General features: G+C 65.0%; 24 protein-coding genes and 1 pseudogene. 10 read left to right on the forward strand and 15 right to left on the reverse strand.

The window, feature by feature from the left end; all coding sequences use genetic code 11:
* Positions 1-129: pseudogene (locus tag D3D01_RS19430) on the forward strand (NAD(P)/FAD-dependent oxidoreductase); the annotation flags it as partial.
* A 161-nt stretch (positions 130-290) separates the two neighbouring features.
* Here the strand turns inward: D3D01_RS19430 and D3D01_RS19435 are convergent.
* From D3D01_RS19435 to glp, 3 genes are all read right to left on the reverse strand, one after another.
* Entirely contained in the window at positions 291-1,514 is a 1,224-nt protein-coding gene (locus D3D01_RS19435) for an iron-containing alcohol dehydrogenase family protein (RefSeq protein ID WP_121513417.1), read from the reverse strand.
* A 148-nt stretch (positions 1,515-1,662) separates the two neighbouring features.
* Positions 1,663-3,543 carry a molybdopterin biosynthesis protein gene (locus tag D3D01_RS19440; protein WP_121513418.1) on the reverse strand — a complete coding sequence of 627 codons (1,881 nt, stop codon included), beginning with the start codon at positions 3,541-3,543 and terminating at the stop codon, positions 1,663-1,665.
* Positions 3,540-4,760: a gephyrin-like molybdotransferase Glp gene (gene glp, locus D3D01_RS19445; protein WP_121513419.1), complete on the reverse strand. Its 1,221-nt coding sequence runs from the start codon at positions 4,758-4,760 to the stop codon at positions 3,540-3,542. Before glp ends, D3D01_RS19440 begins: the two co-directional genes overlap by 4 nt.
* A 288-nt stretch (positions 4,761-5,048) precedes the next feature.
* On the opposite strand from glp, the gene D3D01_RS19455 reads away from it, so the two are divergent.
* Complete coding sequence (locus tag D3D01_RS19455) at positions 5,049-6,266, forward strand: tripartite tricarboxylate transporter permease (protein ID WP_199725493.1); 1,218 nt, start codon at positions 5,049-5,051, stop codon at positions 6,264-6,266.
* Here D3D01_RS19455 and corA read toward each other — a convergent pair.
* The 6 genes from corA to D3D01_RS19480 form a co-directional block, all read right to left on the reverse strand.
* On the reverse strand, positions 6,261-7,238 hold the full coding sequence (gene corA / locus D3D01_RS19460; RefSeq protein WP_121513421.1) for a magnesium/cobalt transporter CorA: 978 nt from the start codon (positions 7,236-7,238) through the stop codon (positions 6,261-6,263). The two genes, D3D01_RS19455 and corA, sit on opposite strands and share 6 nt — an antisense overlap.
* On the reverse strand, positions 7,235-7,405 hold the full coding sequence (locus D3D01_RS24270) for a hypothetical protein (RefSeq protein ID WP_198560174.1): 171 nt from the start codon (positions 7,403-7,405) through the stop codon (positions 7,235-7,237). The genes corA and D3D01_RS24270 overlap by 4 nt, the downstream gene beginning before the upstream one ends.
* A gap of 84 nt (positions 7,406-7,489) precedes the next feature.
* The gene (locus D3D01_RS19465) at positions 7,490-8,125 is read right to left on the reverse strand and encodes a DUF6517 family protein (RefSeq protein WP_121513422.1); all 636 of its coding nucleotides are present in this window, start codon (positions 8,123-8,125) and stop codon (positions 7,490-7,492) included.
* A gap of 60 nt (positions 8,126-8,185) precedes the next feature.
* Entirely contained in the window at positions 8,186-8,707 is a 522-nt protein-coding gene (locus D3D01_RS19470; protein WP_121513423.1) for a hypothetical protein, read from the reverse strand.
* 86 nt (positions 8,708-8,793) lie between these two features.
* On the reverse strand, positions 8,794-10,272 hold the full coding sequence (gene cysS / locus D3D01_RS19475; protein ID WP_121513424.1) for a cysteine--tRNA ligase: 1,479 nt from the start codon (positions 10,270-10,272) through the stop codon (positions 8,794-8,796).
* A 47-nt stretch (positions 10,273-10,319) separates the two neighbouring features.
* The gene (locus tag D3D01_RS19480; RefSeq protein WP_101350350.1) at positions 10,320-10,805 is read right to left on the reverse strand and encodes a hypothetical protein; all 486 of its coding nucleotides are present in this window, start codon (positions 10,803-10,805) and stop codon (positions 10,320-10,322) included.
* A gap of 199 nt (positions 10,806-11,004) precedes the next feature.
* On the opposite strand from D3D01_RS19480, the gene D3D01_RS24275 reads away from it, so the two are divergent.
* From D3D01_RS24275 to D3D01_RS19490, 3 genes are all read left to right on the forward strand, one after another.
* A complete protein-coding gene (locus D3D01_RS24275) occupies positions 11,005-11,163 on the forward strand; it encodes a hypothetical protein (RefSeq protein WP_198560173.1) in 159 nt (52 codons plus the stop codon).
* 114 nt (positions 11,164-11,277) lie between these two features.
* Complete coding sequence (locus D3D01_RS19485) at positions 11,278-12,159, forward strand: CbiX/SirB N-terminal domain-containing protein (RefSeq protein ID WP_121513425.1); 882 nt, start codon at positions 11,278-11,280, stop codon at positions 12,157-12,159.
* Between the two features lie 101 nt (positions 12,160-12,260).
* On the forward strand, positions 12,261-13,337 hold the full coding sequence (locus D3D01_RS19490; protein WP_121513426.1) for a DR2241 family protein: 1,077 nt from the start codon (positions 12,261-12,263) through the stop codon (positions 13,335-13,337).
* A gap of 7 nt (positions 13,338-13,344) precedes the next feature.
* Here the strand turns inward: D3D01_RS19490 and D3D01_RS19495 are convergent, their stop codons facing one another.
* The 3 genes from D3D01_RS19495 to D3D01_RS19505 form a co-directional block, all read right to left on the reverse strand.
* Positions 13,345-13,890 (reverse strand): hypothetical protein, encoded by a 546-nt coding sequence (locus tag D3D01_RS19495; protein ID WP_101351452.1) that lies wholly within the window; start codon positions 13,888-13,890, stop codon positions 13,345-13,347.
* Positions 13,891-13,941: 51 nt separating this feature from the next.
* The gene (locus D3D01_RS19500) at positions 13,942-14,136 is read right to left on the reverse strand and encodes a methytransferase partner Trm112 (RefSeq protein WP_004516264.1); all 195 of its coding nucleotides are present in this window, start codon (positions 14,134-14,136) and stop codon (positions 13,942-13,944) included.
* Between the two features lie 111 nt (positions 14,137-14,247).
* Positions 14,248-15,624, reverse strand: a complete 1,377-nt coding sequence (locus D3D01_RS19505) for an adenylosuccinate synthase (RefSeq protein ID WP_121513427.1) — start codon at positions 15,622-15,624, stop codon at positions 14,248-14,250.
* 178 nt (positions 15,625-15,802) lie between these two features.
* On the opposite strand from D3D01_RS19505, the gene D3D01_RS19510 reads away from it, so the two are divergent.
* Complete coding sequence (locus tag D3D01_RS19510; protein ID WP_004516266.1) at positions 15,803-16,108, forward strand: hypothetical protein; 306 nt, start codon at positions 15,803-15,805, stop codon at positions 16,106-16,108.
* Positions 16,109-16,117: 9 nt separating this feature from the next.
* Here the strand turns inward: D3D01_RS19510 and D3D01_RS19515 are convergent, their stop codons facing one another.
* Positions 16,118-18,649, reverse strand: coding sequence for a hypothetical protein (locus D3D01_RS19515; RefSeq protein WP_121513428.1), 2,532 nt, complete (start codon positions 18,647-18,649; stop codon positions 16,118-16,120).
* A gap of 89 nt (positions 18,650-18,738) precedes the next feature.
* On the opposite strand from D3D01_RS19515, the gene D3D01_RS19520 reads away from it, so the two are divergent.
* The 4 genes from D3D01_RS19520 to D3D01_RS19535 all read left to right on the forward strand — a co-directional run bounded on the left by D3D01_RS19520 (position 18,739) and on the right by D3D01_RS19535 (position 21,883).
* Entirely contained in the window at positions 18,739-19,134 is a 396-nt protein-coding gene (locus D3D01_RS19520) for a hypothetical protein (RefSeq protein WP_101350345.1), read from the forward strand.
* A gap of 63 nt (positions 19,135-19,197) precedes the next feature.
* A complete protein-coding gene (locus tag D3D01_RS19525) occupies positions 19,198-19,449 on the forward strand; it encodes a DUF6684 family protein (protein ID WP_053969440.1) in 252 nt (83 codons plus the stop codon).
* Positions 19,450-19,618: 169 nt separating this feature from the next.
* Positions 19,619-21,403 (forward strand): cytochrome c oxidase subunit I, encoded by a 1,785-nt coding sequence (gene ctaD, locus D3D01_RS19530; protein WP_101350344.1) that lies wholly within the window; start codon positions 19,619-19,621, stop codon positions 21,401-21,403.
* 213 nt (positions 21,404-21,616) lie between these two features.
* On the forward strand, positions 21,617-21,883 hold the full coding sequence (locus tag D3D01_RS19535; RefSeq protein WP_121513429.1) for a cox cluster protein: 267 nt from the start codon (positions 21,617-21,619) through the stop codon (positions 21,881-21,883).
* Positions 21,884-21,993: 110 nt separating this feature from the next.
* Here D3D01_RS19535 and D3D01_RS19540 read toward each other — a convergent pair whose 3' ends face one another.
* Both D3D01_RS19540 and D3D01_RS19545 read right to left on the reverse strand, forming a co-directional pair.
* A complete protein-coding gene (locus D3D01_RS19540) occupies positions 21,994-23,697 on the reverse strand; it encodes a methylmalonyl-CoA mutase family protein (RefSeq protein ID WP_121513430.1) in 1,704 nt (567 codons plus the stop codon).
* Positions 23,698-23,772: 75 nt separating this feature from the next.
* Entirely contained in the window at positions 23,773-24,564 is a 792-nt protein-coding gene (locus tag D3D01_RS19545) for a CBS domain-containing protein (RefSeq protein WP_101350342.1), read from the reverse strand.
* Positions 24,565-24,587 lie beyond the last annotated feature (23 nt).

Genomic DNA, 24,587 nt, shown 5'->3' on the forward strand with positions numbered 1-24,587 from the left:
GTGGTGAACGTCCCAGTTGAGACGTTTGGCGGGCTGCCGGCGAAACTGCTGAAAAAGGCGATTGCCGCCCGCTGGATCAACGACGTGACCGGCGTTGGTCGGGCCGCCAAGGCCTGGCCCGACATGTAGATAGGACCTTTTTATTTCGTCGGGGTCGCCCTGACCGCGCGACCTACTCCTCGCAAAGCGTGGATTAAAAAGGCGCGAAATCGCGGGGCGATTCGCGCGAAACCGCACCAGAGAGACGGTATGCGGGGTCTACCGGAGCTCTGAGCGGCATTCACTGCCGGCTACCAAGCCGACTCTAACAAACGGACAATGTCCTTTCGTGTGGGTGCCAGTTCTGACGGGGCGTTCGCTATGAAGGCGTCTTCGAGGACGGCATCAGCAACTTCGGGGAACGCCTCGCGGCCGGGCCCGTCGACATCCCGAAGTCGCGTCGGGAGTCCAAGCGAAGTCACCACGTCGTTTATTTGGTCGATGACCGCAGCAGTGGGGTCTGAAGCATCGCCGGCGCCGAGTGCGTCGGCCAAAAGCGACCGCCGACCGTCGACCTGCTCGAACAGATATGAGAGTGCGTGCGGAGCAATGACCGCGTGGGCCGCGCCCTGCTGGACCTCGTAGGCCCGGGTCAGCCCGTGACCGAGGGCATGAATCAGTGAGAGCGTCGTCCCGTCAGCCCGCGAAATGCCGTACTGGACGAGCATGAGACCCTGGGTGAGCGACTGGTACACCCATGGGTCGTCGTCACCAGTACCGAATGCGAGCAGTCCGTCCGTGAGAAGGCCGAGGCCGCGAGAGGCTGTGGCGTCGGTTACTGGCGTTGCGCTGGCCGCGTACAGCGTCTCGATACCTTTATCGAAGCCGTTCATCGCTGACGCCGCGAGGATCGGACGGGGCGTCGTCGCAATCAGGTCGGGGTCATAACAGACTGCTTCGGGCATCAGTTTCGGATCGCTGACAGCACCACTGGCAGGCTCGTTCACAGGGCAGGTGTCTGGCGCGGCTGTGACCCCGGCGACGAGAGACAGGTCAGCGCCGGCCAGCGTCGTCGGGGCGGCGATAATCGGCGGCAGCTCCGCCTCGGGGACAGCTATCGTTCCGGAGTCGACAAACGCTTGGCCGACAGCCGCCGGGTCGCGGTCAGTCGCTGCGAGGATACTGATGATTTTCGCAACGTCGAGACTGCTCCCACCGCCGACGGCCACGAGACAATCGGCATCGACTTCTCGGAGGCGTTCGAGTCCGTCGCAGGCGGTGCCGAGCCGCTTGGCTGGCGTCGTTTCGGCGAAGGTGCCGGCCAGTCGGTCGCCGAGACCCTCCCGAACGGGGTCCATCACAGCCGGCGTGTCACCAACGGTCGCGCCACAGACGACCAGCGCACTGTTGTAGCCTCGCGCGTCTAACTCCGCACCCAGCGACTGCACGGCGTCAGGGGCGTATCGGAGTGTCGCAGGCTCATACTCGAACCGGAACGGGGAATCGAGGTCAGCGGCAACCGATGTGTCGGGCATCGCTGTGACCCATTCAGCCCTGCTCGTGTTTATGACTTCAGGTCGCCAATGCCGTCTTCCAGTGGTACCCGCAAGCGCAGGTACGTCGCAGTCGCTTGCGGGTCGTAGCGTAATCCTGGCAGGTGTCACGGTGCTCAGGTCGACGCCGTCACTGCACTTCTATGCCAGCCAGTCCATCGGCCAGCGAGTCGAGGTCTTCGAGGGTCGCGGCGAGCGCGTCGACGCTGTCTTTCTCCCGCCGATTCGGATTAGCGAGCACCCGAACAGGTTGGGTCCCGAGCGATACGAACCCGAGGCCGAGTTTCGCCGCCGTGGCGCGGAGACCGAGGCCCACGTCTGCATCACCTGCCAGTACCTTCCGAGCGGGACTTTCGTGGGCTTTTGTCGTGAGTTCGTAGCCGTCGATAGCATCGATAACCTCGTCGCGGCCGACGTCCCGGTCCTCGCGGAGCGCGTCGAGCGCGTCGTCGAAGCTCCGACGCAGGCCGGACGCGGTGTCGCGGTTGACGAATCGGCAGTCGCCGTCGACAAGGTTGCCCAAGTCGGACACGTCGGTATCAGGCCCGACGACCAGCCCCCACTCGCGCTGCCAGCCGCCGATATCGGTTGCCTCGTGGTCGGCGTCGGTCGGACCCGCGACGACGGCGACGTCGGGCACGCCGTTGCCGAGGCGGCGGACCCCCTCGGTCGACCCCAGCGGGAGGTACCGTGGGCGGTCGATTGTATCGAGCAGGCGCGAGAGGAGCGGGTCGTCCTCGCCCATGCCCAGCAGCGTCGGCGGCCTGACGGCGGGGGAAAACAGCGTCACGTCGACCGTCTCCCCCTCGGCGAGGTAGTCGGTCCCCGGCGGCACGTCGACGAAGCCGTCGGCGTCGACGAGGCTCGTCGTCGCGCCGCTGCCCTTGTCGACCGGGTAGACCAGCAGCGACCCGGAGTCGTCTTCGACCAGCCCGGCTGGCATGAGGCGTCGTCGCCCTTCGCCGTAGCGTTCCTGGACTGCCATTGTGCCGGAGGCCGTAGCTGTCTGTGGCTGCTCCCGTCCAGCAGCGTTCCGTACTGCTGGCGCGACGAACGTCTGGAAGATAGTCAGCGCCGAAACTGGGTAGCCAGGCAGCCCGACGTACGCCGAGTCGCCGATAGTCCCCACGAGCATCGGCTTGCCGGGTTTGACGGCCACACCGTGGAGCCTGAGTTCGCCGCGTTCCTCGATGACGCGGTAGATGACGTCGACCGCGCTGGCGCTGGTCGACCCTGACGAGAGGACGAGGTCGCATTCGTCAGCCGCTTGGTGGAGCAATCGCTCCATTTCCTCGTAGTCGTCGCCAGCGTGGGGGTACATCACCGGCTCACCGCCGGCCTCCGCGACCGCGCCCGCCAGCGTGTAGCTGTTCACGTCGTAAATCTGGCCGGCGGCGCTGTCGAGGGGGTCCCCGGGCCGGACAAGTTCATCGCCCGTCGAGAGAATGCCGACCTGTGGCCGGCCACGCACCGGAACCTCGTCGACGCCAAGGGCAGACAGGAGTCCGATTTCACGGGGCGTGATTCGCGTTCCGGGACCGAGGGCGCGCGCGCCGGCCGCGATATCTGCGCCGGCGAGCATCACGTTATCACCGGGCGCGACGGATGTGCGTATCTCGACGCCGGCGTCGGTTTCAGTCGTTCGCTCGACCATCACGACGGCGTCGGCACCGGGCGGCATCACCGCGCCGGTCGAAATCTCGGCGACCGAACCCGGTTCGACCGTTACGTCGGGCTTCTCACCCGCGTGGACTTCCCCGGCGACCGACAGCGTCACCGGGTCGGCCTCGTCAGCGCCGAAGGTGTCTCTGGCGTGGACGGCGTAGCCGTCCATACTCGCGCGGTCGAACCCTGGCACGTCGATGTCGGCGTCGATCCGCTCGGTGAGGACGCAGTCGCGGGCGTCGGCGAGCGGGACCGTTTCCGGGTCGGGGTCGATGTCGAGGTTTGCGACGACCTCGTGGGCCTCCTCCGGTGATGCGAGGTCGCGGAACTCGCGGCGGTCGCTCATTGGGACCACTCCCAGTCCTCGACGGGCACAGTGTCACCGGCGTCGTAGCCCTCCACGGACTCCGGCACGACGACCCAGCCGTCGGCGAGCGCGACGCTGGAGAGGACGCCCGACCCGCTGGCCCGCGTCGGCGTCGCGGTCGGTCCGTCGTCGTCCTCCTCGCGCAGTTGTACCCGAGCGTAGGTCCGGGTCCCCGGCTCGCTGGCTATCTTCCGCGTGAGTTCGGCCTCGGTCGTCGGCGGGTCGGTCGCCGGGAGGTGGCCGGCACGGCGGAGCGCCGGCCGGAGGAACTGGACGGCGTTGACGATGCAGGCGACCGGATAACCCGGGAGCATCAGAATCGGCGTCTCTTCGACCACGCCCAGCGCGACCGGGTGACCCGGCTTCAGCGCGACGCCGTGGACCAGCACCTCGCCGAGGTCGTCGACGACTTCCGGGAGCAGGTCCCGCTCGCCGACGGAAGAGCCGCCGGTCGTCACCACGAGGTCGTGGTCCAAGTCGTCGCTGATGGCCGCCCGGAGCGCGTCCACGTCGTCGGTAACGATGTCGCGGTAGGTCGCGTCACCCCCCCAGCGCTCGACGTACTGCGTGACGGTCTGGCCGTTCGTCTCGACTACTTGGCCCGGTTCCGGGTTATCTTGGACTAACTCCTCACCGGTCGGAATCACGCTGACAGTCGGCCGCTCGTACACCTCGACAGCGTCGTTCCCGACCGATTTCAACAGCCCGAGGTCCGACGGGCGGAGCAGGTGGCCGTCTGCATACAGCGTCTGCCCTTGCTCTACGTCCTCGCCGACAGGAGCGACGTTCTCCCCGCCAGCAACCGCATCGAACACGGTGACGGTGTCACCGGCGACCTCGGTCTCCTCGATCATCACGACGGCGTCGGCACCCGCTGGGAGTTCGCTGCCCGTGTGTACGCGGGTCGCCGTGCCGGTGGTCACTGTCTCTCCGACCTGGAGCGATTCCGGCGACCGCTGGCTCGCGCCGAACGTGTCTTCCGCGCTGACGGCGAAGCCGTCCATCGCCGCGCGCCGGTAGTGGGGCACCGCTCGCTCGGCGGTGATTTCCCCCGCAACGACGCGTTCGTCGGCGTCGCGTAGCGAGACGCGCTCCGTCCGCCCGTGTGGGAACACTGCGTCCAGCAGCGCCTCCCTGGCTGTCGTTACCGGCGTCCGGTCCTTGAACCCGGCCGACTTTCGGGACTCGTTGCTCATGTGTGTACGAATGGCCGGCACACCAAAAAGCTCGCCAGGTTCAGGGGGCTTCGGTCGGAAGAGAACGTCTGGCTGAGTCGGACCTGCGCTGTCGCCTCTTCGGGAGCGCCCTCTCGAAAGGACTGGTCGCGACCGACAGTCGGCACTGCTGTCTCACCACCCCTCCTAGCGCCGGGACCCACGCCGAACACGGTCCGGTCGGCCCGCACTACGCTGTAGAGTGGTAGCAGGGCCGAACGTCGCGGAGGTTCAAGTACGGGAACGGGGCCACGCCCCGCTATGCAGTCCATGGCTCCCGCCGTCGACCCGACAGCGACGCTCGCGCTCCTCGCTGCGGTTGGGGCGGGAGTTGGACTGGGAACGCTTAGCGGGCTCGTCCCGGGGCTGCACGCCAACACCTTCGCACTTTTGCTCGCCGCGGCGGCGAGCAGTCTACCGGGGCCACGACTCTACGTCGGCGTGGCAATGCTGGCGGCCGGGGTGACACACACCTTTCTCGACGTGATTCCGGCGCTGGCGCTGGGCGTGCCGGACCCGGCACTGGCGGCCAGTGCGCTGCCGAGCCACCAGCTGGTCATCGAGGGTCGCGGTCGGGAGGCGCTGCGCCTGTCAGCGCTGGGGAGCGGGTTGGCCGTAGTGTTTGCCGTCCCGCTGGCGGTTCCACTCACCCTCCTGATGGAGCGAGCGTATCCGCTGCTCCAGCCGTGGCTGTCGGTACTTCTCGCGGGAGTCGCTGTCCTGCTTGTGGTCACGGAACAGGGCCGCCGTCGGCAAATCGGCGCGGCGTGTTCACTGGCAGCCAGCGGCCTGCTTGGAATCGCCCTCCTCGACGCGCCGGTGACCGGAGTGCTGCCAGTCTCCGACGTGCTGGTCCCGCTGTTTTCGGGGCTGTTCGGCGCACCGGTGCTTCTGGCCGCCATCGAGGGAGCGGGGGTCCCGCCACAGGCCGACGCGACGGTGACGACGCCGCGGCGAACGGTCGTCGTTCTCGCGGGCGTCGGAACGCTCTGCGGTGGCGCTGTCGGCTACATTCCGGGCGTCTCAAGCGCCATCGCGGCCACGCTGGCGCTTGGACTGGTCGCTGAGCGTGGGCCGCGTGCGTTCATCGTGACGACGAGTGGCGTCAACACGGCGACAGCGGTGTTTGCGCTGTTCGCGCTCATCTCGCTCGGGACGCCCCGAACCGGTGTCCTCGTCGCGCTCGACCGGGCCGAGGTCCCGCTCGTGCTCCCGGCGCTGCTCGCGGCGATCGCCGTCGCCGCCGTCGCTGGCGCGATACTCGTCCCGACACTGGGTGACCGCTATCTCCGGGCCGTCGGTCGGGTGGACCAGACGGCCCTCTCGCTTTCGGTGGTCGCGGCCCTCGTCGGCCTGTCGGCGCTGTTTGCCGGCCTCGTGGGCGTCGGCGCGTTCGGGGCGGCCACGCTGGTCGGCCACCTCCCGCCGCGGTTCGGGTCCCGCCGGGCGACGCTGATGGGGGTGTTGCTCGTCCCGCTTGCGCTATAGGTAGCCCCGCTGGCGGAAGTGGCCGAGCAGTATCGCGACGATGAGGCCCATGCCGACCATCACCGCGGGGTAGCCGAAGGTCCAGCCCAGTTCCGGCATGTTGTACGGGCTGTCGGCGAAGTTCATCCCGTAGACCCCGACGACGAACGTCAGCGGGATGAAGACCGTCGCGACGACGGTCAGCACCTTCATCACCTCGTTGGTCGACTGCGAGACGGTGTTGAGGTAGATGTCCCGCGCACCCGAGACGAGGTCGCGGTAGGTCTCGGTCAGGTCCACAATCTGGACGAGGTGGTCGTAGACGTCCCGGAAGTACTTCTCCGTCTGTGGCTGTATCTGCTTTGGGTCGCCACGGGCGAGGCTGCCGACGGCCTCGCGCGCGGGCCAGGCCTGCTTGCGGAACGACAGCAGGTCCCGCCGGACGTCGTTTATCTTCTCGATGGTCTCGCTGTCGGTGGAGACGGTGACCTCCTCCTCTATCTCCTCGATGTCCGTCTCGATGTCGTCGAGCAGGTCGAAGTAGGCGTCGACGACGACGTCGACGACGCGGTAGGCGGTGAAGTCCGGGCCGTGTTGGAGCAGGCGCTCGTCCCCCCGGCGGGCGGCGTCCATCACGCGCTGGACCGGCCGGGCCTCGTCTAAGCCCAGCGAGACGACCCAGTCGCGGCCGACGAACACGCCGACCGGGCTTGTCGTCACCTCCTTCTCGAAGGTGGTCTCGCCCGGGGTGAGCCGCATCGTCTTCAGCAGGACGAAGGTGTAGTCGCGGTACTCCTCGGTCTTGGCCCGGACGTCCCCCCGGAGGTCGTCAATGGCGAGCGAATGGAGGTCAAAGGCCGACTGGACGGCGCGTATCTCCTCGTCGGTTGCTTCGGCGGCGTGGACCCACGTCGTCCCCGCGGCCGCGCGGGCGGCCCCGAGGTCGTCGTAGGGCTCGGCCGCCTCGCCGGCGTAGACGAGCGCGGATATCACGCCCCGCCCTCCGTCTCGTCCGAGCGGCCGACGGCCAGCAGCGTCATCCCGGCGAGCAAGGCGGTCACCGAGAACGCGCGGCCGGGGTACGGCACCGCGACGCCCGCGACGTAGCCCGCCAGGCCGACGACGGTGAGCCCCAGGCCCAGCGCCAGGACGGTGTTCATGGCCCAGCCATCACCGCGCCCGATAAAAAGGGTATGCCCGAGGCCGCCGGCGTCCGAAGCCGCCCCATTGCATCCCGAAGCCCATCAGTCGCCGCCGTGCTGGAGGCCGGACAGCAGGTCGTCGACGGCGTCGGTCTCGTCGACGTTCTCGGGGTGGACGGCGACGCCGATGACGATGTCGCCCTCGTGCTGGAAGCTGACGAGGTGAAGGCGGACGTCGATGGACTGGCCCGCCACCTCGGTCGTGCCGGTGTACTCGCTGACCTGGCGGTCCGCGCCCAGCGCCCGGACCGTCCGGTTCCCGGCCGACTCGACGTCGTCGATGCTGCCGGTCTGGCCCTGGACCGCTTCGAGGACCCGCCGGTTCGCCCAGTCGGCGGCGGGGTTGAGCGTCTGGCCGGCGACGGTCGCGCTCGGAACGGAGACGACGACGAACCGCGACAGCTCCACGACCTCGACGCCGAGCAGGGAGCCGCTCCGGGTGTACTGTCTGCGCTCGGTCACGAGCCGCACCGTCCGGTCCTGCCCGGCGACGGTCACGTCGCGGGTGACGTTCGCCTGTGTCGCGTTGTTAAGTTCGTATCCGGTCGAGTCGAGCGTGCTGTCAGAAACGGTCGCGGGCGAGGCCTCGAAGGTGACCGTCTCGCCGGTGATGAGCCCGACACAGCCGGAGGTCACGAGAAGGAGCGCCACGGCGACGGGGAGCAAGCGGCGTACCATCTACTTCCAAGCACTGTCCGGTACGGGAAAACGTTTTGTGGCCGCTGGGCGTCGGCCGCGTCAGCCGAAGATGCCCCGGAGGACGTCGGCGACCACGTTAATCGCGTACCACTTGACGCCGCCCAAGAGGCCGATACCGGAGACGCTGATTTCGCCCGCGGTGACGGCATTCTTGAATTCCACAGTGGGGTTGTTCGACGCGATGACTCGGTCCATCGTCGCCTTGTCCGTGTTCATCTGGATAGTAGCGTCGTCACGGGTGCCAAGCGCCAGTTCCTGCATCTGAAGGGCGTTGTTCATGCTGAACGACACCGACGCTTCGGTTCCGTTCGCGGGGTCGTCCACCACGAGGTTCACCTTCTCACCTTGTAGCTCACCAGCTATGAAGCCAAAGTCCTCCGGGTCGACGTTCGCGTTGTACGTCTCGACCATCGGTCCCATGTCCTCGAACATCTGGACGGCCCAGTCGGGCTGGTCGCTCTGTGCGGCGACGGGGGATGCGACCGCGCCGACCGCGGCAACAACGAGCATGAGAGAGACGATCATCCGGGTGAAACCGACAGTAGTTGGTACGTATTCCATAACAAATATATAAACGCACTAATAGTATATAAAATCGTAGTGAGTCGTGTTAGAATATCCTAAATACGCAATCTTGATATGAAATATCAGATTCGATATGTCGGCCCGTGATCAGTATCTTGGACCTCGACGCCGAGGGCTTCGAGTTCGTCGCGGAGTTCGTCGGCCCGCTCGTAGTTGCCGGCGTCCCGCTCCTGCTCACGGACTGTCAGGACCAGGTCGACCACGTCGCCGGCCAGCGACACGTCGCCGCCGCCGTCCTCGCCGAAGGACAGCCCCAGAATGTCGCCGCCCAGTTCCTCGAACGTCTCGACGGCGCGCCGGAGCCCCCGGTAGTCGTACTCGTCGCGGCCGTCGACGTGCGTGTTGACCGCAGCGGTCAGGTTCAGCAGTGCGGTCATCGCCTCCCGCGTGTTGAAGTCGTCGTTCATCGCGGCCTCGAACGTCGAGCGGGCGTCGTCGACAGCATCCCGAAGCGTCTCGTCGGTCACTTTCGCGTGGGCGTCCACATCGTCGCAGGCTTCAGCCGCTCGCTCGTAGCCCCGGGAGAGGCGGTCCCAGCGCTCCTCGGCCTCCGAGACAGTCTCATCGCTGTAGGTCGCCCGCGAAGTATATGCCGTCGACAGCAGGAAGGTCCGGAGCACGTCGGGACCGAACTCCTCGACTGCGTCGGCGACGCTGAAGTAGTTGCCAAGCGAGGAGGACATTTTCTCCTCCTCGGTCTCCAGCAGGCGGACGTGGAGCCAGTGCTTCGCGAACTGCTCGCCGGTCGCGGCCTCGCTCTGGGCCACCTCGTTCTCGTGGTGGGGAAAGACAAGGTCCTGCCCGCCGACGTGGATGTCGATGGATTCGTCTAAGTGTGTCATCGACATCGCCGAGCACTCGATGTGCCAGCCGGGTCGGCCTTCACCCCACGGAGAGTCCCAGGTCTGTGCGGTCTGGCAGGCCTCCTCGGCCGGGGCGGCCTCCGGGTGCTGATGTTCGGCGATGTCCTCGGGGTCGACGCCGCCGGCCTTCCAGAGCGCAAAGTCGGCCGGGTGTCGCTTCTCGCCTTCGGTGTCCGCGCCCTGTGATTCGATGTCCTCGACGGACTGGTTCGAGAGTTTGCCGTAGTCCTCGAAGCTTGTCACGTCGAAGTAGACGGAGCCGTTGGCCTCGTAGGCGTGGCCGCTCTCGACGAGGCGCTCGACGAGGTCGATGATTTCGGGGACGTGCTCTGAGACGCGGGGGTACACTTCCGCGCGGCCGAGGTTGAGCGAGCGCATGTCGTCGATGACCTGCCGGACGTAGTGGCGGGCCACGTCGGCCTCGCTATCGCCGTCCTCGCCGACGCGGGCGACGATTTTCTCGTTGACGTCGGTGAAGTTCTCGACGTGGTGGACGTCATAGCCCAGATAGTCGAGCCAGCGGGCCATCACGTCGACATGAACCCAGCCGCGCGCGTGGCCGAGGTGGGGCGGGTCGGAGGTCGTCAGCCCGCAGTAGTACAGCAACACGGAATCGGGGTCGCGCGGCTCGAAGGCCTCTTTCTCACCGGTCAACGTGTTCGTCACGCGAAGCGTCATTACCGGGAGGAACTGCGTCCGCCCGCTTTAAGCCGTCGGAAGGCGACTCATCCCTGCACCACCGCCTCAACCATCCGGAGCGCGTCCGGTCCCGCACGGCGACCCACTACCACGACGAGCGCGTCGTCGGTGACGCCGGCGGCCTCGACCGCGACGTCCGCCGCCCGCAGGCGGCCCAGCACCTCGGCCAGCGCCGGCGGCGAGAGGTCGCCGGTAGCGACGATGCCCGTTAGCGAGCCAGCGCCCTCGGCAAAGGCGGCGTCCCCGACTCGGAAGACGATAGCCGACACAGCGTCGGGCGATTCGACCCGACCCAGCCCGCTCTGCATCGAGACGCGGGCGTCGCTGTCGTGGGCCGGGCTGTCGTCCAGTTCCTCGGCGAACCGTCGGAGGGCGGTCGCGACGGCTTCCGCATCGCCGTCAATATCGAGCGTGCGCGCGGCGGCCGTGTAGTTGACGACGCCCGCTCGAAGTGCGTCGTAGAGAAACGGGCGCTCGCGGACGGCGTCCCTGGTCGCGGCGGCGAGTGACATTGGCGTCGGCCACGCCCGGCGCGGGCAAAAGTCGTTCTATCGCCGGCGGGCGACCACGGGTACGGGACAGGCCGTGTCGGGCCATAACCGACACACGGGCGCGCTATCCCCTCAGAACTGCGGCCCCACTCCCAGCGAGTGAGAACAGGCCGGGGGGTTTGTCCCCCTCGGCGTCCGCTCTCTACACGAGGGAAAGACAATGGCGATTGCACAACGAGAGCGGAAGGCGTTCGGACAGCCCCTGGGAGCAGCGGAGCGAATCATCGGCGGCATCGTCGTCGCTGCCGGCGCGCTGGGACACGCGGCACTGCTTGCGGCCGCTGGACTGTTGTTCTACGTCCTCCTGTTCGGGCTGTGATCGGGCGGAATCGGGCGGCAAAGACACACTTTCGGCTCGCAACGTTGCACAGCTCGCCGGCTATCTGTACAGGGCAACGAAGGCCCTAAGGACGACTCGCCCCAACCGAAGTGCATGGACGAAGCACTCGTTATCGCGGCCCACGGCTCCCATCTGAACGCCGAGTCGAGTACGCCCACCTACGACCACGCCGACACGATTCGGGCGACGGGCGCGTTCTCCGAGGTCCGTGAGTCCTTCTGGAAGGAGGAACCGTCGTTCCGGGAGGCCCTGCGGACCGTCGACGCCGAGGAGGTGTATCTGGTCCCGCTGTTCATTTCGGAGGGCTACTTCACCGAGCAGGTCATCCCACGGGAGTTCCGACTCAAAGACTGGGACCCCGAGCTGTGGGACTCCGACGGGACGAGCGCCACTAACGCGACGCTGGCCGCCGAGGACACGGCCCAGACGGTCCACTACTGTGGCCCCGCGGGCACCCACGACGCGATGAGCGATGTCATCGTCCAGCGAGCCGAGTCTGTCACCGGCGATCCCGATGTTGGCGAAGGGTTCGGTCTGGCAGTCGTCGGCCACGGGACGGAGCGCAACGAAAACTCCGCGAAGGCCATCCAGTACCATGCCGACCGCATCCGCGCGCGGGACCGCTTCGACGAGGTGCAGTCGCTGTTCATGGACGAGGACCCTGAGGTCGACGACGTCGCGGACTACTTCGAGAGCGACGACATCGTCGTCGTGCCGCTGTTTATCGCCGACGGCTTTCACACGCAGGAGGACATCCCCGAGGACATGGGTCTGACCGACGACTACCGGACGGGCTACGACGTGCCGACTACTGTCGAGGGCCACGACATCTGGTACGCCGGCGCAGTCGGCACGGAGCCGCTGATGGCTGACGTGGTGCTGGAGCGGGCCGCCGACGCGGGCGCGGACGTGAGCGCTGCCATCGAGCAGGTGCGCGAGGAGACTGGCGGCGCGACGCCCGCGACCGGCGACTGACAGGTCGCCGACTGCCGCTATCAGGTCAGAGACCGGAACTGATTACGCCGCTTGCTGGCCGGAACCAGCCGACTTTTGCCGACCGAGTACCGTTTTCCAGTATGGACGGCGAGTACGTGGACGCGCTGGTGGCAACTGCCCCCGATGGCATCGCCTTCGACGACCTCCACGTGACCCACGAGAGTGACGGGTACACGTTCCGAACACCGGATGTGGACCACAGCGGCATCGACGAGGAGACGCTTCGGACGGTAGCGGCGGAGTCACCGTACGTCCGAAACTGGTACTTCTGGCACGCCACCGCGCCCCAGAAGGCGGACCGCTGGGCGTTCCTCCGCTGGCTCGAAGGGGCAGAGCAGCGAGACGTGGCCGAGCGCTACGACGCGCTCGCCGACGGGGTGTCCGCGACCTGGGGGGAACTGCACCTGACCGTTACGCTCTCCGACGGAACGCGGACATACAGCATCCGGCACCGCGCCGACGTCGATGTCGGAACCAGCGCGCTCGACGAGTACGACGACCCCCTCGACGCACGCGAAATTGCGAAACACGACGACGACGGCGGCTACCGCCCGCTCAAGACCGCGCCGTCGCTCCAGACCGGGTGGGCGTTCCCCGAGCTATCGGCGAGCGAGTTCGTCACGACGGTCGAGGCGTTCTACCCGGCGACCATCGCGAACTGGCACCGGGAACAGGAGGGGGACCTCGACGTGACCCACTGGCGGGACACCGTCGACCGCCAGACCGGGATTTACGGCGTTGTCAAGACATGGGACCGCGGTGACGGCTACGAACACGTCAACTGGGTCGCCGAGGCCTGCTGTGACGATTCCCAGTGTCTCAAACGCCGGGAGTGGCAGTACGACGAGGAGACGGAACTCGATGTCGACGGCGGGTCAGGTGAGTTCCCCTGCCGGGAGCCCTGCTCGCTTGTCATCGCCGGCGCGCGCAAGTGGACAAAGCTCGAAGGCGAGCAGGCCCAGACCTACGAGTTCGAACTCACGCCCAGCGAGAAAGAACAGATCGAGGATATCATCGATGCCGTCGCAGACGGCGAGGCAGACGACATCCGTGAAGCCGATATCTACGAGGGAGCCAACCGGTACCGGACACGGTTCCTGCGAGCAAAGCTGTTCGACGACGAGGGGAACCTCGGCGGCGTCGAGACGGAACAGTAGCGGCGCGTCAGGTCGGGCGAACGGCGACGGAGAGGAGTCCTATGACGATTGTGACCGCGAGTACAGCGACGACTGTCAATAGCACGCTCTCGGTGAGCACCAGCGTGATGAGTCCCGCAATCAGGACGGTGAAACCGCCAGCCGCCAGTATCGGTCCCGCAGACAGGTCTTCGAGGCCGGACGCTGATTCTGCCGCCGGTTTCGGCTGTGGCTTCGACAGCTCGTCGTCGACGATGACCGGTTCGTTCTCGGTCCCACCTTCCGGAATATAGATGTCGATGTACCGGGTCTCGGCGCCATATCCGGTCACGACCTTTAGCTTGCCACGGACTGGCCCGTCACCGTCAACGGTCACTCTGACTAACCGATCGGTTTCGGCCCGTACGTGGTGGTTTGTGGCGTCGAGCGATGCGACAGAAGAGAGCGAGTCGTCGAGATGAAGGTGGACGTGCAGGGCCTCGCCGTGGTTGACTAATCGAACGTCGAAACTCCCTGTCGCATCGAACTCGTTTGGAACTTCCAGACTGTGGATGTCCGTCCGGTTGAGGTGCACGGGCAGGGAGTCAGGCACGGACGTGACTCCGCGTGGCGAGGAAAAAAAGGTTCAGGCCGGTGCCTCGTCGCGCATGTCCGGGGGGAGCAGGTTCGGGATGCCGTCCTCGATGGGGAACGTCTCACTGCACTCGGTGCAAACGAGTTCGCCCGACAGGATCTCGCCGTCGTCGCGCTCCGTCACTTCGAGGTCGAGGTCGTGCTTGTCCAGAGGGCAGCAGATAATTTCCATCAGGTCCTCTTTCATACATTCGACCAAGACCGGTGGTCGCAAAAGTCTGCCGCTCTTCCAGTGGTATCGCCCCGTCGCCGGGTACTCGTGTGTGAACTCGACCGTCGAGTCAGAACGGAGCGCCTGCTAGAACGGATGCTCGCGGACGATAGTTTCACCGCGGCCGGGGCCGACGCCGATGGCGTAGGCCGGGGTGTCGAGTTCGTCCTCGATGTACTCGACGTAGGCCTTCGCGTTCTCCGGCAGCGCGTTGTATCCCTCGTCGGCGGCGTCCGCCCAGTCGACCTCGGGCCACCCGTCGAAGGACTTGAAATTGGCTTCACAGCGCTTCCACTGCTCGGTGGTCGCGGGCATCGACGCCAACTGCTCGCCGTCGAGCGTGTAGCTGTGGCCGACCTTCACTTCGTCGAGGCCGGCGAGCACGTCGAGGTGGTTGATGGCGAGGCCGGTGAAGCCGGAGACCCGCGTGGAGTGGCGGAGCATCGGCAGGTCGAGCCAGCCGACGCGTCGCGGACGGCCGGTAACGGTGCCGTACTCGCCCCCCTCCTCGCGGATGTAGTTCGCCAGCTCCTCGTTTTCGCCTTCGCCCTGCTCGTCGTAGCCGGGCGTATCGCCGGCGACGCCCCCGAGTTCGGTCGGGAGCGGGCCGCTTCCGACCCGGGTGAGGTACGCCTTCACGATACCGATAACCTCGCCGTCGCCGACGACACCGGGGCTGAGTCCGGTCCCGGTCGCCGCGCCACCGGCCGTCGGGTTCGAAGAGGTGACGTAGGGATAGTTCCCGTGGTCGATGTCGATAATGGTTCCCTGTGCGCCCTCAAGCATGACGTTCTGGCCCTCGTCGATGGTCGCGCTGAGGAACGCGCCAGCGTTGACAGTCATGTCCTCGGCCTCGAAGCGGCGGCCGAACTCGCGGAACTCCTCGAAGATGGCGTCCACGTCGAAGGCGTCCGGGTCGTCAAGCTCGTCGACGTCGAGGTCGTACACGTCCTCGACGACGGCCCGCTTCTGGGGGACGACGTATTCGAGGCGCTCCCTGAGCACGTCCGGGTCAAGCAGGTCGCCGACGCGGACACCGCGCCGACCGGCCTTGTCCTCGTAGGTCGGACCGATACCCCGACCTGTCGTTCCGACTTCCTGATCCGTTTCGCTCTTTACTTCCTCCTCGATGCCGTCGAGCACGCGGTGGAAGGGGAGAATGACGTGTGCTCGTTCAGCGATGCGAACGTCCGGGTCGAGGCCGCGTTCCTGAAGCGTGTCTATCTCGTCGAACAGCGTTCGCGGATTGACGACACACCCGTTGCCGAGTACGCCGACCTTGCCGCGGATGGCTCCGCTCGGAACCAGCGAGAGCTTGTACTCCTCGCCCTCGTGGACGACGGTATGGCCGGCGTTGTCGCCGCCCTGATAGCGCGCGACGACATCTACGTCGTCGCCGTACAGGTCGACGATGCCGCCCTTTCCTTCGTCGCCGAGCTGTGAGCCGACGATGGTTACGGTCATCGCACGCACCTTCCAGCCACCGTGATAAACAGATTACGGTCCGGAAATCACGCTCGTGAGCAGTACCCATGTGAACCGTTACGACGGTTTTAAGACACCCCTGTTCGAACGTATCAACGTTGTAGCGATTATCCGAGGGAGAACCTTTAAATACCGCAAACACAAGTTAACAATTGCCATGATAGACAGGCTTGAAAAGGAAGTTGACATGCTAGAGCGCCACTTGCAGGTGCTTCGCATGGTTATCGAGAACGAGCCTATCGGTATCGTGAAGATGTCCAACGAAACCGGCTACCCGCACCACAAGGTGCGGTACTCCCTGCGCGTTCTCGAAGAGGAGAACCTCATCGAGCCCTCCAGCCAGGGTGCGATCACGACCGAACAGACCGGTGAGTTCGTCGACGACCTCGACGAAAAGGTCGACGAAATCATCGACAAGCTCGAGGGTATGAAGATCGAAGACGCGGCCGAAATCGAAGGCTAAGCTTCTTTCTCAGAGTTCCGGGACCGCCAGGTGGAACTCCTGGTTTCTCGCTTCTAACAGACAGAGGTGAAAGCCCTTTTTCCGTGAGATGTTCACGAAGCTCTTGCGCTTATCGCGGTTGAACAGTCCACTGGAGGTCGCTTCTTCGGCGGTTTCGAGCGCGCCCGGCTCGAAGAAACTGCTCGTGACGAGAAACGCCGACGCAAGCGACCCGGAGGCGTTACCGACCCGCTCGGCGTTTCGGATGAGGTCCGACATCTGGCCCTCGGAGGCCGGTTCGCGCGAGTCGTTGATGTTTGCGACGACCAGCGGGTTCCCCATCCGGTCGCGGACGACCACATCGAACCGTTCCTGCGAGCGGTTCTCCTGCCCGTCTTCTGTGTAGGTCACTGTGACGTTGCCGTTCAGTTCGGCGCGGTCGATGGCCGGAAGCCCCTCATAGAGGTCCTTCATGGCCCCTGCATGGCCAGTATCTCGAATCTCATAGAGGAGGTTCCGGATGAGCCAGTTAACAAAGCGGTACTGGATGCTGTCTTCGAGGTACTCCTCGAAAGGCGTCCCGTTGACCGTTGCGCCCTCGGCCTCGAACTGCGTGTGATACTCCAGCCTGAGGTTCGCCTCGACCTCCTCGCGGCTCGCCTCGCCGTCCTTGGCCTCCTCAAGCGTCGCCTTGCCCTTCGAATCGTACCTGACGAAGAGGTTCGTCCCGTTTATCGCCTCGCCGGCGCTGAGCCGGGCACCACCTGCGGCGGCGTCGTTCTGCTCGTCGAGTTGTTCCTCCAGCCGGTCGATTTCGGCCCGTGCGTCGGCTAGCTCCGACTCCAGACGGTCGCGCTCGTCTCGAAGCTCTCGGTTCGTTGCCTCCAGATCGGTGAGTTCAGATTCGAGTTCCGACACCGTCTCGGCTTGCTGTTCGAGTTCGGATTCGAGCTCCGCGACACGCTCTCGCTCGCGTGGTGACGGCTCCTCGCTGGCAGGCGACTGTCGCTGGTCCCCTGCCGACGGCTGTGGCTGCGGTGCCTCGGCCTGCTGTGGGTCGTTTTCGGCTGGGCCGCGGCTGTCCTGTGCCGGTGCCGGTCCCTGAACGCTGGAGTCGGTCGACGGTTTCGAGTCGTCCTGTGCCGGCTGGTCACGTCGTGGTGCCGACGCCTGTTGCCCACCCGTCGGTGGCGTCTGCGTGGGTGACACGCTGGTGGCTGTGCTTTCCTGCGCACCGCCGGACTTGTTCGGGTCCAGCGACGGGACCGAGCGCGTCTCTAGATCCCCACTCGCCCCGCCAGAACCGGCTTCGGGCGTCGGAGTTGCCGTATCAGCCCCGGACCGGGACGGCTGTGACTCGGAGCGCTGGGTCGGTTTCGATTCTGCCGGCTCTTCGCGGCGGTCTGTCGAAGCCGCCTGGTCACTCTGTGCCGGGGCGCTCCGTGCGCTGGCGTGCTGGGTTTCCTGTGTCTGTGACGGCTCGGTCGCCGGTCGCTGCTGCTCGGTCTCCCCGGCAGTCTCACGCACTCCGGTCTCCCGTTCGGTGGCGTCGTGGTCGGGTTCTCTCCGTGTCGCGGTGTCAGTCTCCGTCGTCGCTCGCTCGGTTGCGCTGCTGTCTGGCCGGCTATCCGCTTTCGGCCTCTCGTCCGCATTCGGTTGCGCATCTGACCCGGACCGACCGCGGGACCGGCCCGGATTCGCACCGGCAGCTTTCGATCCGGGCGGGCCGCCGCTTGCGGGGCCGCGGTCCGGTGTCGACTCTGTCTCGGCCTGGGCCTGTCCAGCATCGTCGGTTCCATCGGCTACAGTATCTCCGGCCGAGTCTGTGGACGGCTCCACCGGGTCGTCGCTGCTGTGGTCGTGTTGCGTTGTTCCGCCCGGCTCTGCCCCGCCTGCCGGCGCGGCGTCCGCCGCACCGGCGTCGTCCGGTTCGTCGGCGACAGCCGCCTTATCATCAGTGTCAAGCGGGTCGACGCCGGCGGCCGCCGAGTCTGCTGACTGCTCGTCCGCCCTGTCGTCGGGCGGTTCTGGAATCTCAATCGGCTCGATATCGACTGGCATGACCTCGTAGATACCGACCTCATCGTTGGCTGTCTCGAAGGCCTCGTCATCGGTGAGCAGCTTATCCGAGTTACCGACCCACGCGACGCTCATCGAACGGCCCTGATGATACACGGTGTAGTAGTCGCCCGAGAGGACGTTTTCGGAGAGTTCGATAAAGCCAGTAAAGTTCCCGCTCGACAGTGTCTGGTCGACTTCTGCAAGCGCTGTATCTTCAGTGTAGTACTGTGCTTTCACCTCGTCGGCGCGTTCCTGCATCACTGCAAGCAGTGGCAGCGCCTCGTGCGGTGACCGTTTGGCTGTTCCCGACGCGTCCTCGAAATCCTCGATGGTGCCGTCGAGGACGCCGACGACGGTCCCGTTCAACATGAACAGGCGCGTCGGACCCGCGATGACCGCGCCGGAGAACTCCTGTCCGGCGAGGTCCTGCAGGCCCGCGAACCCGCCGTCGAACGGAACCGACTCCCAGCCGTCGACCCGTTCGACCGTGCGTGTACTCATTACTCCCACCAAGCCGGATGGTGAACAAATAGTTTGTGCCCACGGGCGCGGTCCGATGGACATATGACGAGTCGGCCTCAAGAACTGGTATGGTAGAGGAGCCGGGACTAAGCGACCAGTATCCGACCGCAAGTCCGTGGCCGCTGTTTGTCGCACTGGGATTAGCACTGTCAGAAATTGGCGTGTTTGTCGGACTCTTTCCAGTGGCTGTTTTCGGCCTGATACTGTTCGGCGGTAGTATCGCCGGTATCCTCACCGAGTCCGGGTACGTGGAGCGGCCGTGGCCGACCCTGCTCGGAGTCGGAGTCGTTCTTATCGTCCTCGCCGCTGCGTTTACCGTCTGGCAGGTCCCGGCCGCCGACATCGCGCTCTCGAACGTCGGGACCGGGCCGCTGTTCACTCGGCTGGTGGCCGTCGCCGTGGCGGGCGCGGTGATGATCGGGATGGGCGGCGTCGCTTCGGTTATGGAACAGACCGCAGCCTGAGACAGGCACCAGCGCGATTCGGAAACCAACACTCTATTTACTGGCCTGCCCTAACGAGAAGGCATGGCACTGTTCGGGTTCGAAAAAGATACCCTGCTCGACCTCACCGTGAACGTCATCCCGCTCGGGATTCTCTTCTTCTTCATCGTCGCGTTCGCCGCGTTCCCGGCGTTCGGAACCGACCCCGTCTTCTCCGGGATGCAGTTCGCACTGATTATCTCGATGTTCCTGTTGCTCGCCGTCCTGACCTACTACGCGGGGAAGGCCGTCGAGAACGCTGAGAAAGAGAACGGCGAACTGGGCCACGAAGACTGAGCGGAGGGCGTCGGACAGACTGCTTCGAAGACCGACCGCGCTTGCCACTGGGTGACCGTGTGCGGTGGCCGCTTGTTTTTGCGGTTTCAATGTGGGATGGAAGCCGTATTTTATGGTCGTTGCTGCAGGAATCGACCCTTTGATAATGTCCCAGTCCTGAAGGACGACTATGGTAGCAGGAGATATTGTGCTGACGGGGCTGATGGCCGTCCTCCTCGTCGGCGTCGCCGCGCTTCTCACCCGTGTCGAGAACTGGCGTTCGTATACGCCGCTCGCGGGTGGCGGGGCCGTCACGGGTGACGAGACGACCGTCATCAACCGTGAGAAGCCCGCAGGTATCATTCGCTGGCTAACAACCGTCGACCACAAGGACATCGGACTGTTGTACGGGGTGTACGCGGTCATCGCCCTGGCCGTCGGTGGGATCATGGCGATGCTCATTCGCATCCAGCTCGTCACGCCCGCCGGAGCCATCCTTGGCAACAACGCCTACAACTCCATCCTGACGAGTCACGGCATTACGATGCTGTTCCTGTTCGGGACGCCCATCATCGCGGCGTTCGCGAATTACTTCATCCCGCTGCTCATCGGGGCTGACGACATGGCGTTCCCACGTATCAACGCCATCGCGTTCTGGCTCCTCCCGCCGGCGGCACTGCTGATCTGGGCGGGATTCTTCCTCGCGCCGGTGACCGACAACATGATCGAGCCGGCCCGCACGGCCTGGACGATGTACACGCCGCTATCGGTCGAGCAGGCGAACCCCGGCGTCGACCTGATGCTGCTGGGCCTGCACCTCTCGGGTGTTGCGGCGACGATGGGAGCGATCAACTTCATCGCGACCATCTTCACGGAGCGCAACGAGGAGGTCAACTGGGCGAACCTCGACATCTTCTCGTGGACGATCCTCACCCAGTCAGCGCTCATCCTGTTCGCCTTCCCGCTGCTGGGGAGCGCTATCGTGATGCTGCTACTCGACCGGAACCTTCAGACGACGTTCTTCGCCGTCGAAGGTGGCGGCCCGCTGCTGTGGCAGCACCTGTTCTGGTTCTTCGGCCACCCTGAGGTGTACATCCTTGTCCTGCCGCCGATGGGACTGGTCAGCCTCATCCTGCCGAAGTTCTCCGGCCGAAAGCTGTTCGGCTTCAAGTTCGTCGTCTACTCGACGCTCGCCATCGGGGTCCTCTCCTTCGGCGTCTGGGCCCACCACATGTTCTCGACGGGCATGGACCCGCGGCTCCGGGCGTCGTTCATGGCCGTCTCGCTTGCGATTGCGATACCGAGCGCTGTCAAGACGTTCAACTGGATCACGACGATGTGGAACGGCCGCCTACGTCTGACGACGCCGATGCTGTTCTGTATCGGCTTCGTCTCGAACTTCATCATCGGGGGCGTCACCGGCGTGTTCCTCGCCTCCATCCCCGTCGACCTGATCCTCCACGACACCTACTACGTCGTGGGTCACTTCCACTACATCGTGATGGGGGCCATCGGCTTCGCGGCCTTCGCCGGCATCTACTACTGGTTCCCGATATTCACCGGCCGGATGTACCAGCGCACCCTCGGCAAAGCGCACTTCTGGCTCTCGATGGTCGGGACCAACATCACGTTCTTCGCGATGCTCGCGCTGGGCTATCTGGGGATGCCCCGGCGCTACGCCACCTACCAGTTCGACGGCGCTATCGCGCCACTGACGCAGGTGTCGACGTTCCACCAGGCAGCGACGGTGGGCGCAGTCATCCTGTTTATCGGCCAGCTGTTCTTCGTCTGGAACATCGTCCAGTCCTGGCTCGAAGGCCCGAAAGTCGAGGACGGTGACCCGTGGAACCTTGAGCGCGACGGCATGCTGGACCGCGAGTTCCAGTGGTTCGACGAGCAGCTCGAAGCCGACAGCCCGGAAAAGGACCCATCGCTACTCGCCGACGGCGGGCAGGAAGAACAAGACGACTCGTAAGCGTCCCGCTGTTTTCGCTGCTTTTGCTTCGTCCGTAGCCACGACCGAACTGACAGTGCCCGTTAGCTTGCGCCGGAAACGAGCACCATAGCCGTCACGAACATCATGAGTGCAATTCCGGTCAGGACGAGAAACAGTAGCTCCTTCTGTGACATAGGATAGCTACGGCGTGGAAGTGAAAAAGGCTAATCGTCTTCGCGCCGTTGATTCCACATGAGCGAAGTTGAGGCCAGGTCTGGACGACAGATCGTCCTTCGCCTGTACGTTGCTATCGTTGTTCTTGCCGGAGTGATGGGGTTCGTTCTCGGCAGCATCCGGCCGGAGGACCTCGAACCGGAACTGTTCGGTGTGATCGCACTGCCGCCGACGCCGTTTGGCGTCGCTATCTACGGATTCGTCACCATCGGTATCGTACTTGGCGTGTTGCTCGGTCTCGTCATATACGTCTCTGAGCGAATCGACGACGCGGCCAGTTCGTGACCAGAGCGACACGGTGATCAGCGGCGTTTTCGACGAAGCAACACGAACGCACTGCGATGAGACGCCTATCGTGACTCGACAGGTCCGGGCAGCGTGCTACGAGAGCGCCGTTACGCGACGCTCGCCGTTTCCTGATAGCTCCCGTACTCTGCCTCGAAGACGGCCATGATTTCGCCCATCGTCGCGTAGGCTTTCACTGCGTCGATGATGACGGGCATGACGTTCCCGCCGTCGGTGATCACCTGTTGCAGTTCGTCGAGCGCCGCCTCCACGGCCGCGTCGTCGCGGTCTGCCTTGACTGTCGCGAGCTTGTCCCGCTGGCGTTCCTGTACGTCCTCGTCGACGGTGAGAATCTCGGGTTCGGTGTCTTCCTCGACCGTGTACTTGTTGACGCCGACCATGACCTCTTCGTCGCTCTCGACACGCTGCTGGTACTCGTAGGCGGCGTCCTGAATCTCACGCTGGAAGTAGCCGTCCTGAATCCCCTGAATGACGCCGTCACGAACCGACCCATCGCCGAGTTCGTCCCTGATATGGTTGATGTAGGCCATCGCCTTCTCCTCGACCTCGTCGGTCAACGACTCGATGGCGAAACTGCCACCCATCGGGTCGACGATGTCGGCGGCCCCCGACTCCTCCGCGATGATCTGTTGTGTCCGGAGGGCGACTCGAACGGCCTGCTCGGACGGGAGGGCCAGGGCCTCGTCGAAGCTGTTGGTGTGCAGGCTCTGAGTGCCGCCCAGTACACCTGCGAGGGCCTGAATCGTCACACGGACGATATTGTTCAGCGGTTGCTGAGCGGTCAGTGACTGACCGGCGGTCTGAGTGTGGAACTTCAGTTGCTTGCTGGCGTCGGCCTCCGCGCCGTACCAGTCGTCCATCACGCGGGCGTAGATGCGCCTGGCCGCGCGGAACTTCGCTATCTCCTCGAAGATGGAGTTGTGTGAGTTGAAGAAGAAGGAGAGTTGTGGGGCGAACTCGTCGACGTCCATACCCCGGCTCAGGCAGTCCTCGACGTAGGCGAAGCCGTCCGCGAGCGTGAACGCGAGTTCCTGTACCGCCGTCGAACCCGCCTCGCGGATGTGATATCCCGACACCGAGATGGGCTTGAACTTCGGGGTCTCCTGACTGGCGAACTCGATGGTATCGGTAACGAGTTTCAGCGACGGCTCCGGTGGGATAACCCACTCTTTCTGAGCGATAAACTCTTTGAACATATCGTTCTGGAGCGTCCCACGGATCTCCTCACGCGGGACGCCCTGCTGGTCGGCCAGCGCGATGTACATCGCATAGATAACGGGAGCGCTAGGGTTGATCGTGAATGAGGTCGACACCTCACCGAGGTCGATGCCGTCGAACAGCCGCTCCATATCCGCCAGCGTGTCGACGGCGACGCCTTCCTTGCCCACCTCGCCATCGGCCATCACGTCGTCGGAGTCGATCCCCATCAGCGTCGGCATGTCAAAGGCCGTCGACAGCCCGGTCTGGCCCTCGTCGATGAGGTAGTGAAAGCGCTCGTTGGTCTCGTCAGCGGTCCCGAAGCCCGCGAACTGTCGCATGGTCCACTGCCGGCCGCGGTACATCGTTGGATAGACGCCGCGTGTGAACGGCTCCTCACCGGGGAAGCCGATGTCGTCCTCATAATCGATGTCATCCACGTCGAGTGGCGTGTACAGCCGGTCTACATCGAGGTTTGAGACCGTTGCGAACTGCTCTTTGCGCTCGCCGTAGGCGTCCAGTACGGGGTCCAGTGTCTCGGCTTCCCACTCGTCTTTCCGCTCGCGGATGCGCTGGAGGTCCGACTCGTCGAACATACTCCGGTGTATGTCATGATTTAGTAAGAAGGTTCGGGGAAAGCGGGGTGCTAGCGTCAATCACATCGCTCCGGACTAGTCCTGGAGTCGCTCCGTCGTCTGCACGAGCGGGTGGTGGGCGTAGTCGACGACTTCAATATCGTCGATTGACTCCAAGTCGGAGTCCGCGGCCGTCTCGGCCATCCCAAGCTCGACCGTCTCATCGAGGACAATGACATAGGCGTCCATCTCATCGATGTCGAGCCGTGCGGCGGCTTTCACGCGGTGGTGGCCGTCCGCCAGCAAGAGGTCGCCGCCGTTGTCGATAACGACGAGCGGTTCCGCCAGTCCGCGCTCCAGTTCGTACACCCGTCCTTCGAGTTCGTCAGCGTACACTGTCGTCTGTGTCGGCGTCAGGTCGGCAAGCTCTACCTCACGGCGGCCTTCGTGTGTCGTGATGCCGTGGATGTTCTCGAGCGTCCGGCCAAGCTTGTCCACCTTGCCCGGTGTCGCCCGCTCGATCTGTGAGCGAATCACGTCAGCGTTCGAGATGATGCCGACGAGGTGGCCGGCGTCGTCGACAACTGGGAGTTTCTGGATCCCCGACCGCAGGATGACGCGCGCGGCGTCCTGGACGGCCATGTCCGGGTGCGCCACGAGGATATCGTCGGTCATCACGCGGAACATCGGCTCGTGGTCCTCCGCGAGCAGCAGGTCACGTGCGCTGACAAACCCCTCGACGCGGCGGCCGTCAGTCACCGGAAACCCGCTGAAGTGGTCGTTATCGGCGATTCGTCGGGCGACTTCCCCGACGGTATCGTCGAGCTCGACGGTGGCAACCTCGCGTGTCATGTAGTCTCCGACCGTCGGCCGATTCGAGTCCTCCATCGGCACAGAGTTCTCGACCGGCA

It is taken from the genome of Haloarcula sp. Atlit-7R (genome assembly GCF_003666065.1).
GTDB lineage: Archaea > Halobacteriota > Halobacteria > Halobacteriales > Haloarculaceae > Haloarcula > Haloarcula taiwanensis.

Excerpts from the sequence above, each read along its gene's own strand:
- D3D01_RS19525 (WP_053969440.1), top strand. The coding sequence starts at position 19,198 with ATGGCACTGTTCGGGTTCGAAAAAGATACCCTGCTCGACCTCACCGTG.
- D3D01_RS19490 (WP_121513426.1), top strand. The coding sequence starts at position 12,261 with ATGGACGGCGAGTACGTGGACGCGCTGGTGGCAACTGCCCCCGATGGC.
- D3D01_RS24275 (WP_198560173.1), top strand. The coding sequence starts at position 11,005 with ATGGCGATTGCACAACGAGAGCGGAAGGCGTTCGGACAGCCCCTGGGA.
- D3D01_RS19505 (WP_121513427.1), bottom strand. The coding sequence starts at position 15,624 with ATGACCGTAACCATCGTCGGCTCACAGCTCGGCGACGAAGGAAAGGGC.
- D3D01_RS19455 (WP_199725493.1), top strand. The coding sequence starts at position 5,049 with ATGGCTCCCGCCGTCGACCCGACAGCGACGCTCGCGCTCCTCGCTGCG.
- D3D01_RS19500 (WP_004516264.1), bottom strand. The coding sequence starts at position 14,136 with ATGAAAGAGGACCTGATGGAAATTATCTGCTGCCCTCTGGACAAGCAC.
- D3D01_RS19470 (WP_121513423.1), bottom strand. The coding sequence starts at position 8,707 with ATGGAATACGTACCAACTACTGTCGGTTTCACCCGGATGATCGTCTCT.
- cysS (WP_121513424.1), bottom strand. The coding sequence starts at position 10,272 with ATGACGCTTCGCGTGACGAACACGTTGACCGGTGAGAAAGAGGCCTTC.
- D3D01_RS19480 (WP_101350350.1), bottom strand. The coding sequence starts at position 10,805 with ATGTCACTCGCCGCCGCGACCAGGGACGCCGTCCGCGAGCGCCCGTTT.
- D3D01_RS19535 (WP_121513429.1), top strand. The coding sequence starts at position 21,617 with ATGAGCGAAGTTGAGGCCAGGTCTGGACGACAGATCGTCCTTCGCCTG.
- D3D01_RS19435 (WP_121513417.1), bottom strand. The coding sequence starts at position 1,514 with ATGCCCGACACATCGGTTGCCGCTGACCTCGATTCCCCGTTCCGGTTC.
- D3D01_RS19545 (WP_101350342.1), bottom strand. The coding sequence starts at position 24,564 with ATGGAGGACTCGAATCGGCCGACGGTCGGAGACTACATGACACGCGAG.
- glp (WP_121513419.1), bottom strand. The coding sequence starts at position 4,760 with ATGAGCAACGAGTCCCGAAAGTCGGCCGGGTTCAAGGACCGGACGCCG.
- D3D01_RS24270 (WP_198560174.1), bottom strand. The coding sequence starts at position 7,405 with ATGAACACCGTCCTGGCGCTGGGCCTGGGGCTCACCGTCGTCGGCCTG.
- D3D01_RS19540 (WP_121513430.1), bottom strand. The coding sequence starts at position 23,697 with ATGTTCGACGAGTCGGACCTCCAGCGCATCCGCGAGCGGAAAGACGAG.
- D3D01_RS19465 (WP_121513422.1), bottom strand. The coding sequence starts at position 8,125 with ATGGTACGCCGCTTGCTCCCCGTCGCCGTGGCGCTCCTTCTCGTGACC.
- ctaD (WP_101350344.1), top strand. The coding sequence starts at position 19,619 with ATGGTAGCAGGAGATATTGTGCTGACGGGGCTGATGGCCGTCCTCCTC.
- D3D01_RS19520 (WP_101350345.1), top strand. The coding sequence starts at position 18,739 with ATGGTAGAGGAGCCGGGACTAAGCGACCAGTATCCGACCGCAAGTCCG.
- D3D01_RS19515 (WP_121513428.1), bottom strand. The coding sequence starts at position 18,649 with ATGAGTACACGCACGGTCGAACGGGTCGACGGCTGGGAGTCGGTTCCG.
- D3D01_RS19510 (WP_004516266.1), top strand. The coding sequence starts at position 15,803 with ATGATAGACAGGCTTGAAAAGGAAGTTGACATGCTAGAGCGCCACTTG.
- D3D01_RS19485 (WP_121513425.1), top strand. The coding sequence starts at position 11,278 with ATGGACGAAGCACTCGTTATCGCGGCCCACGGCTCCCATCTGAACGCC.
- D3D01_RS19440 (WP_121513418.1), bottom strand. The coding sequence starts at position 3,543 with ATGAGCGACCGCCGCGAGTTCCGCGACCTCGCATCACCGGAGGAGGCC.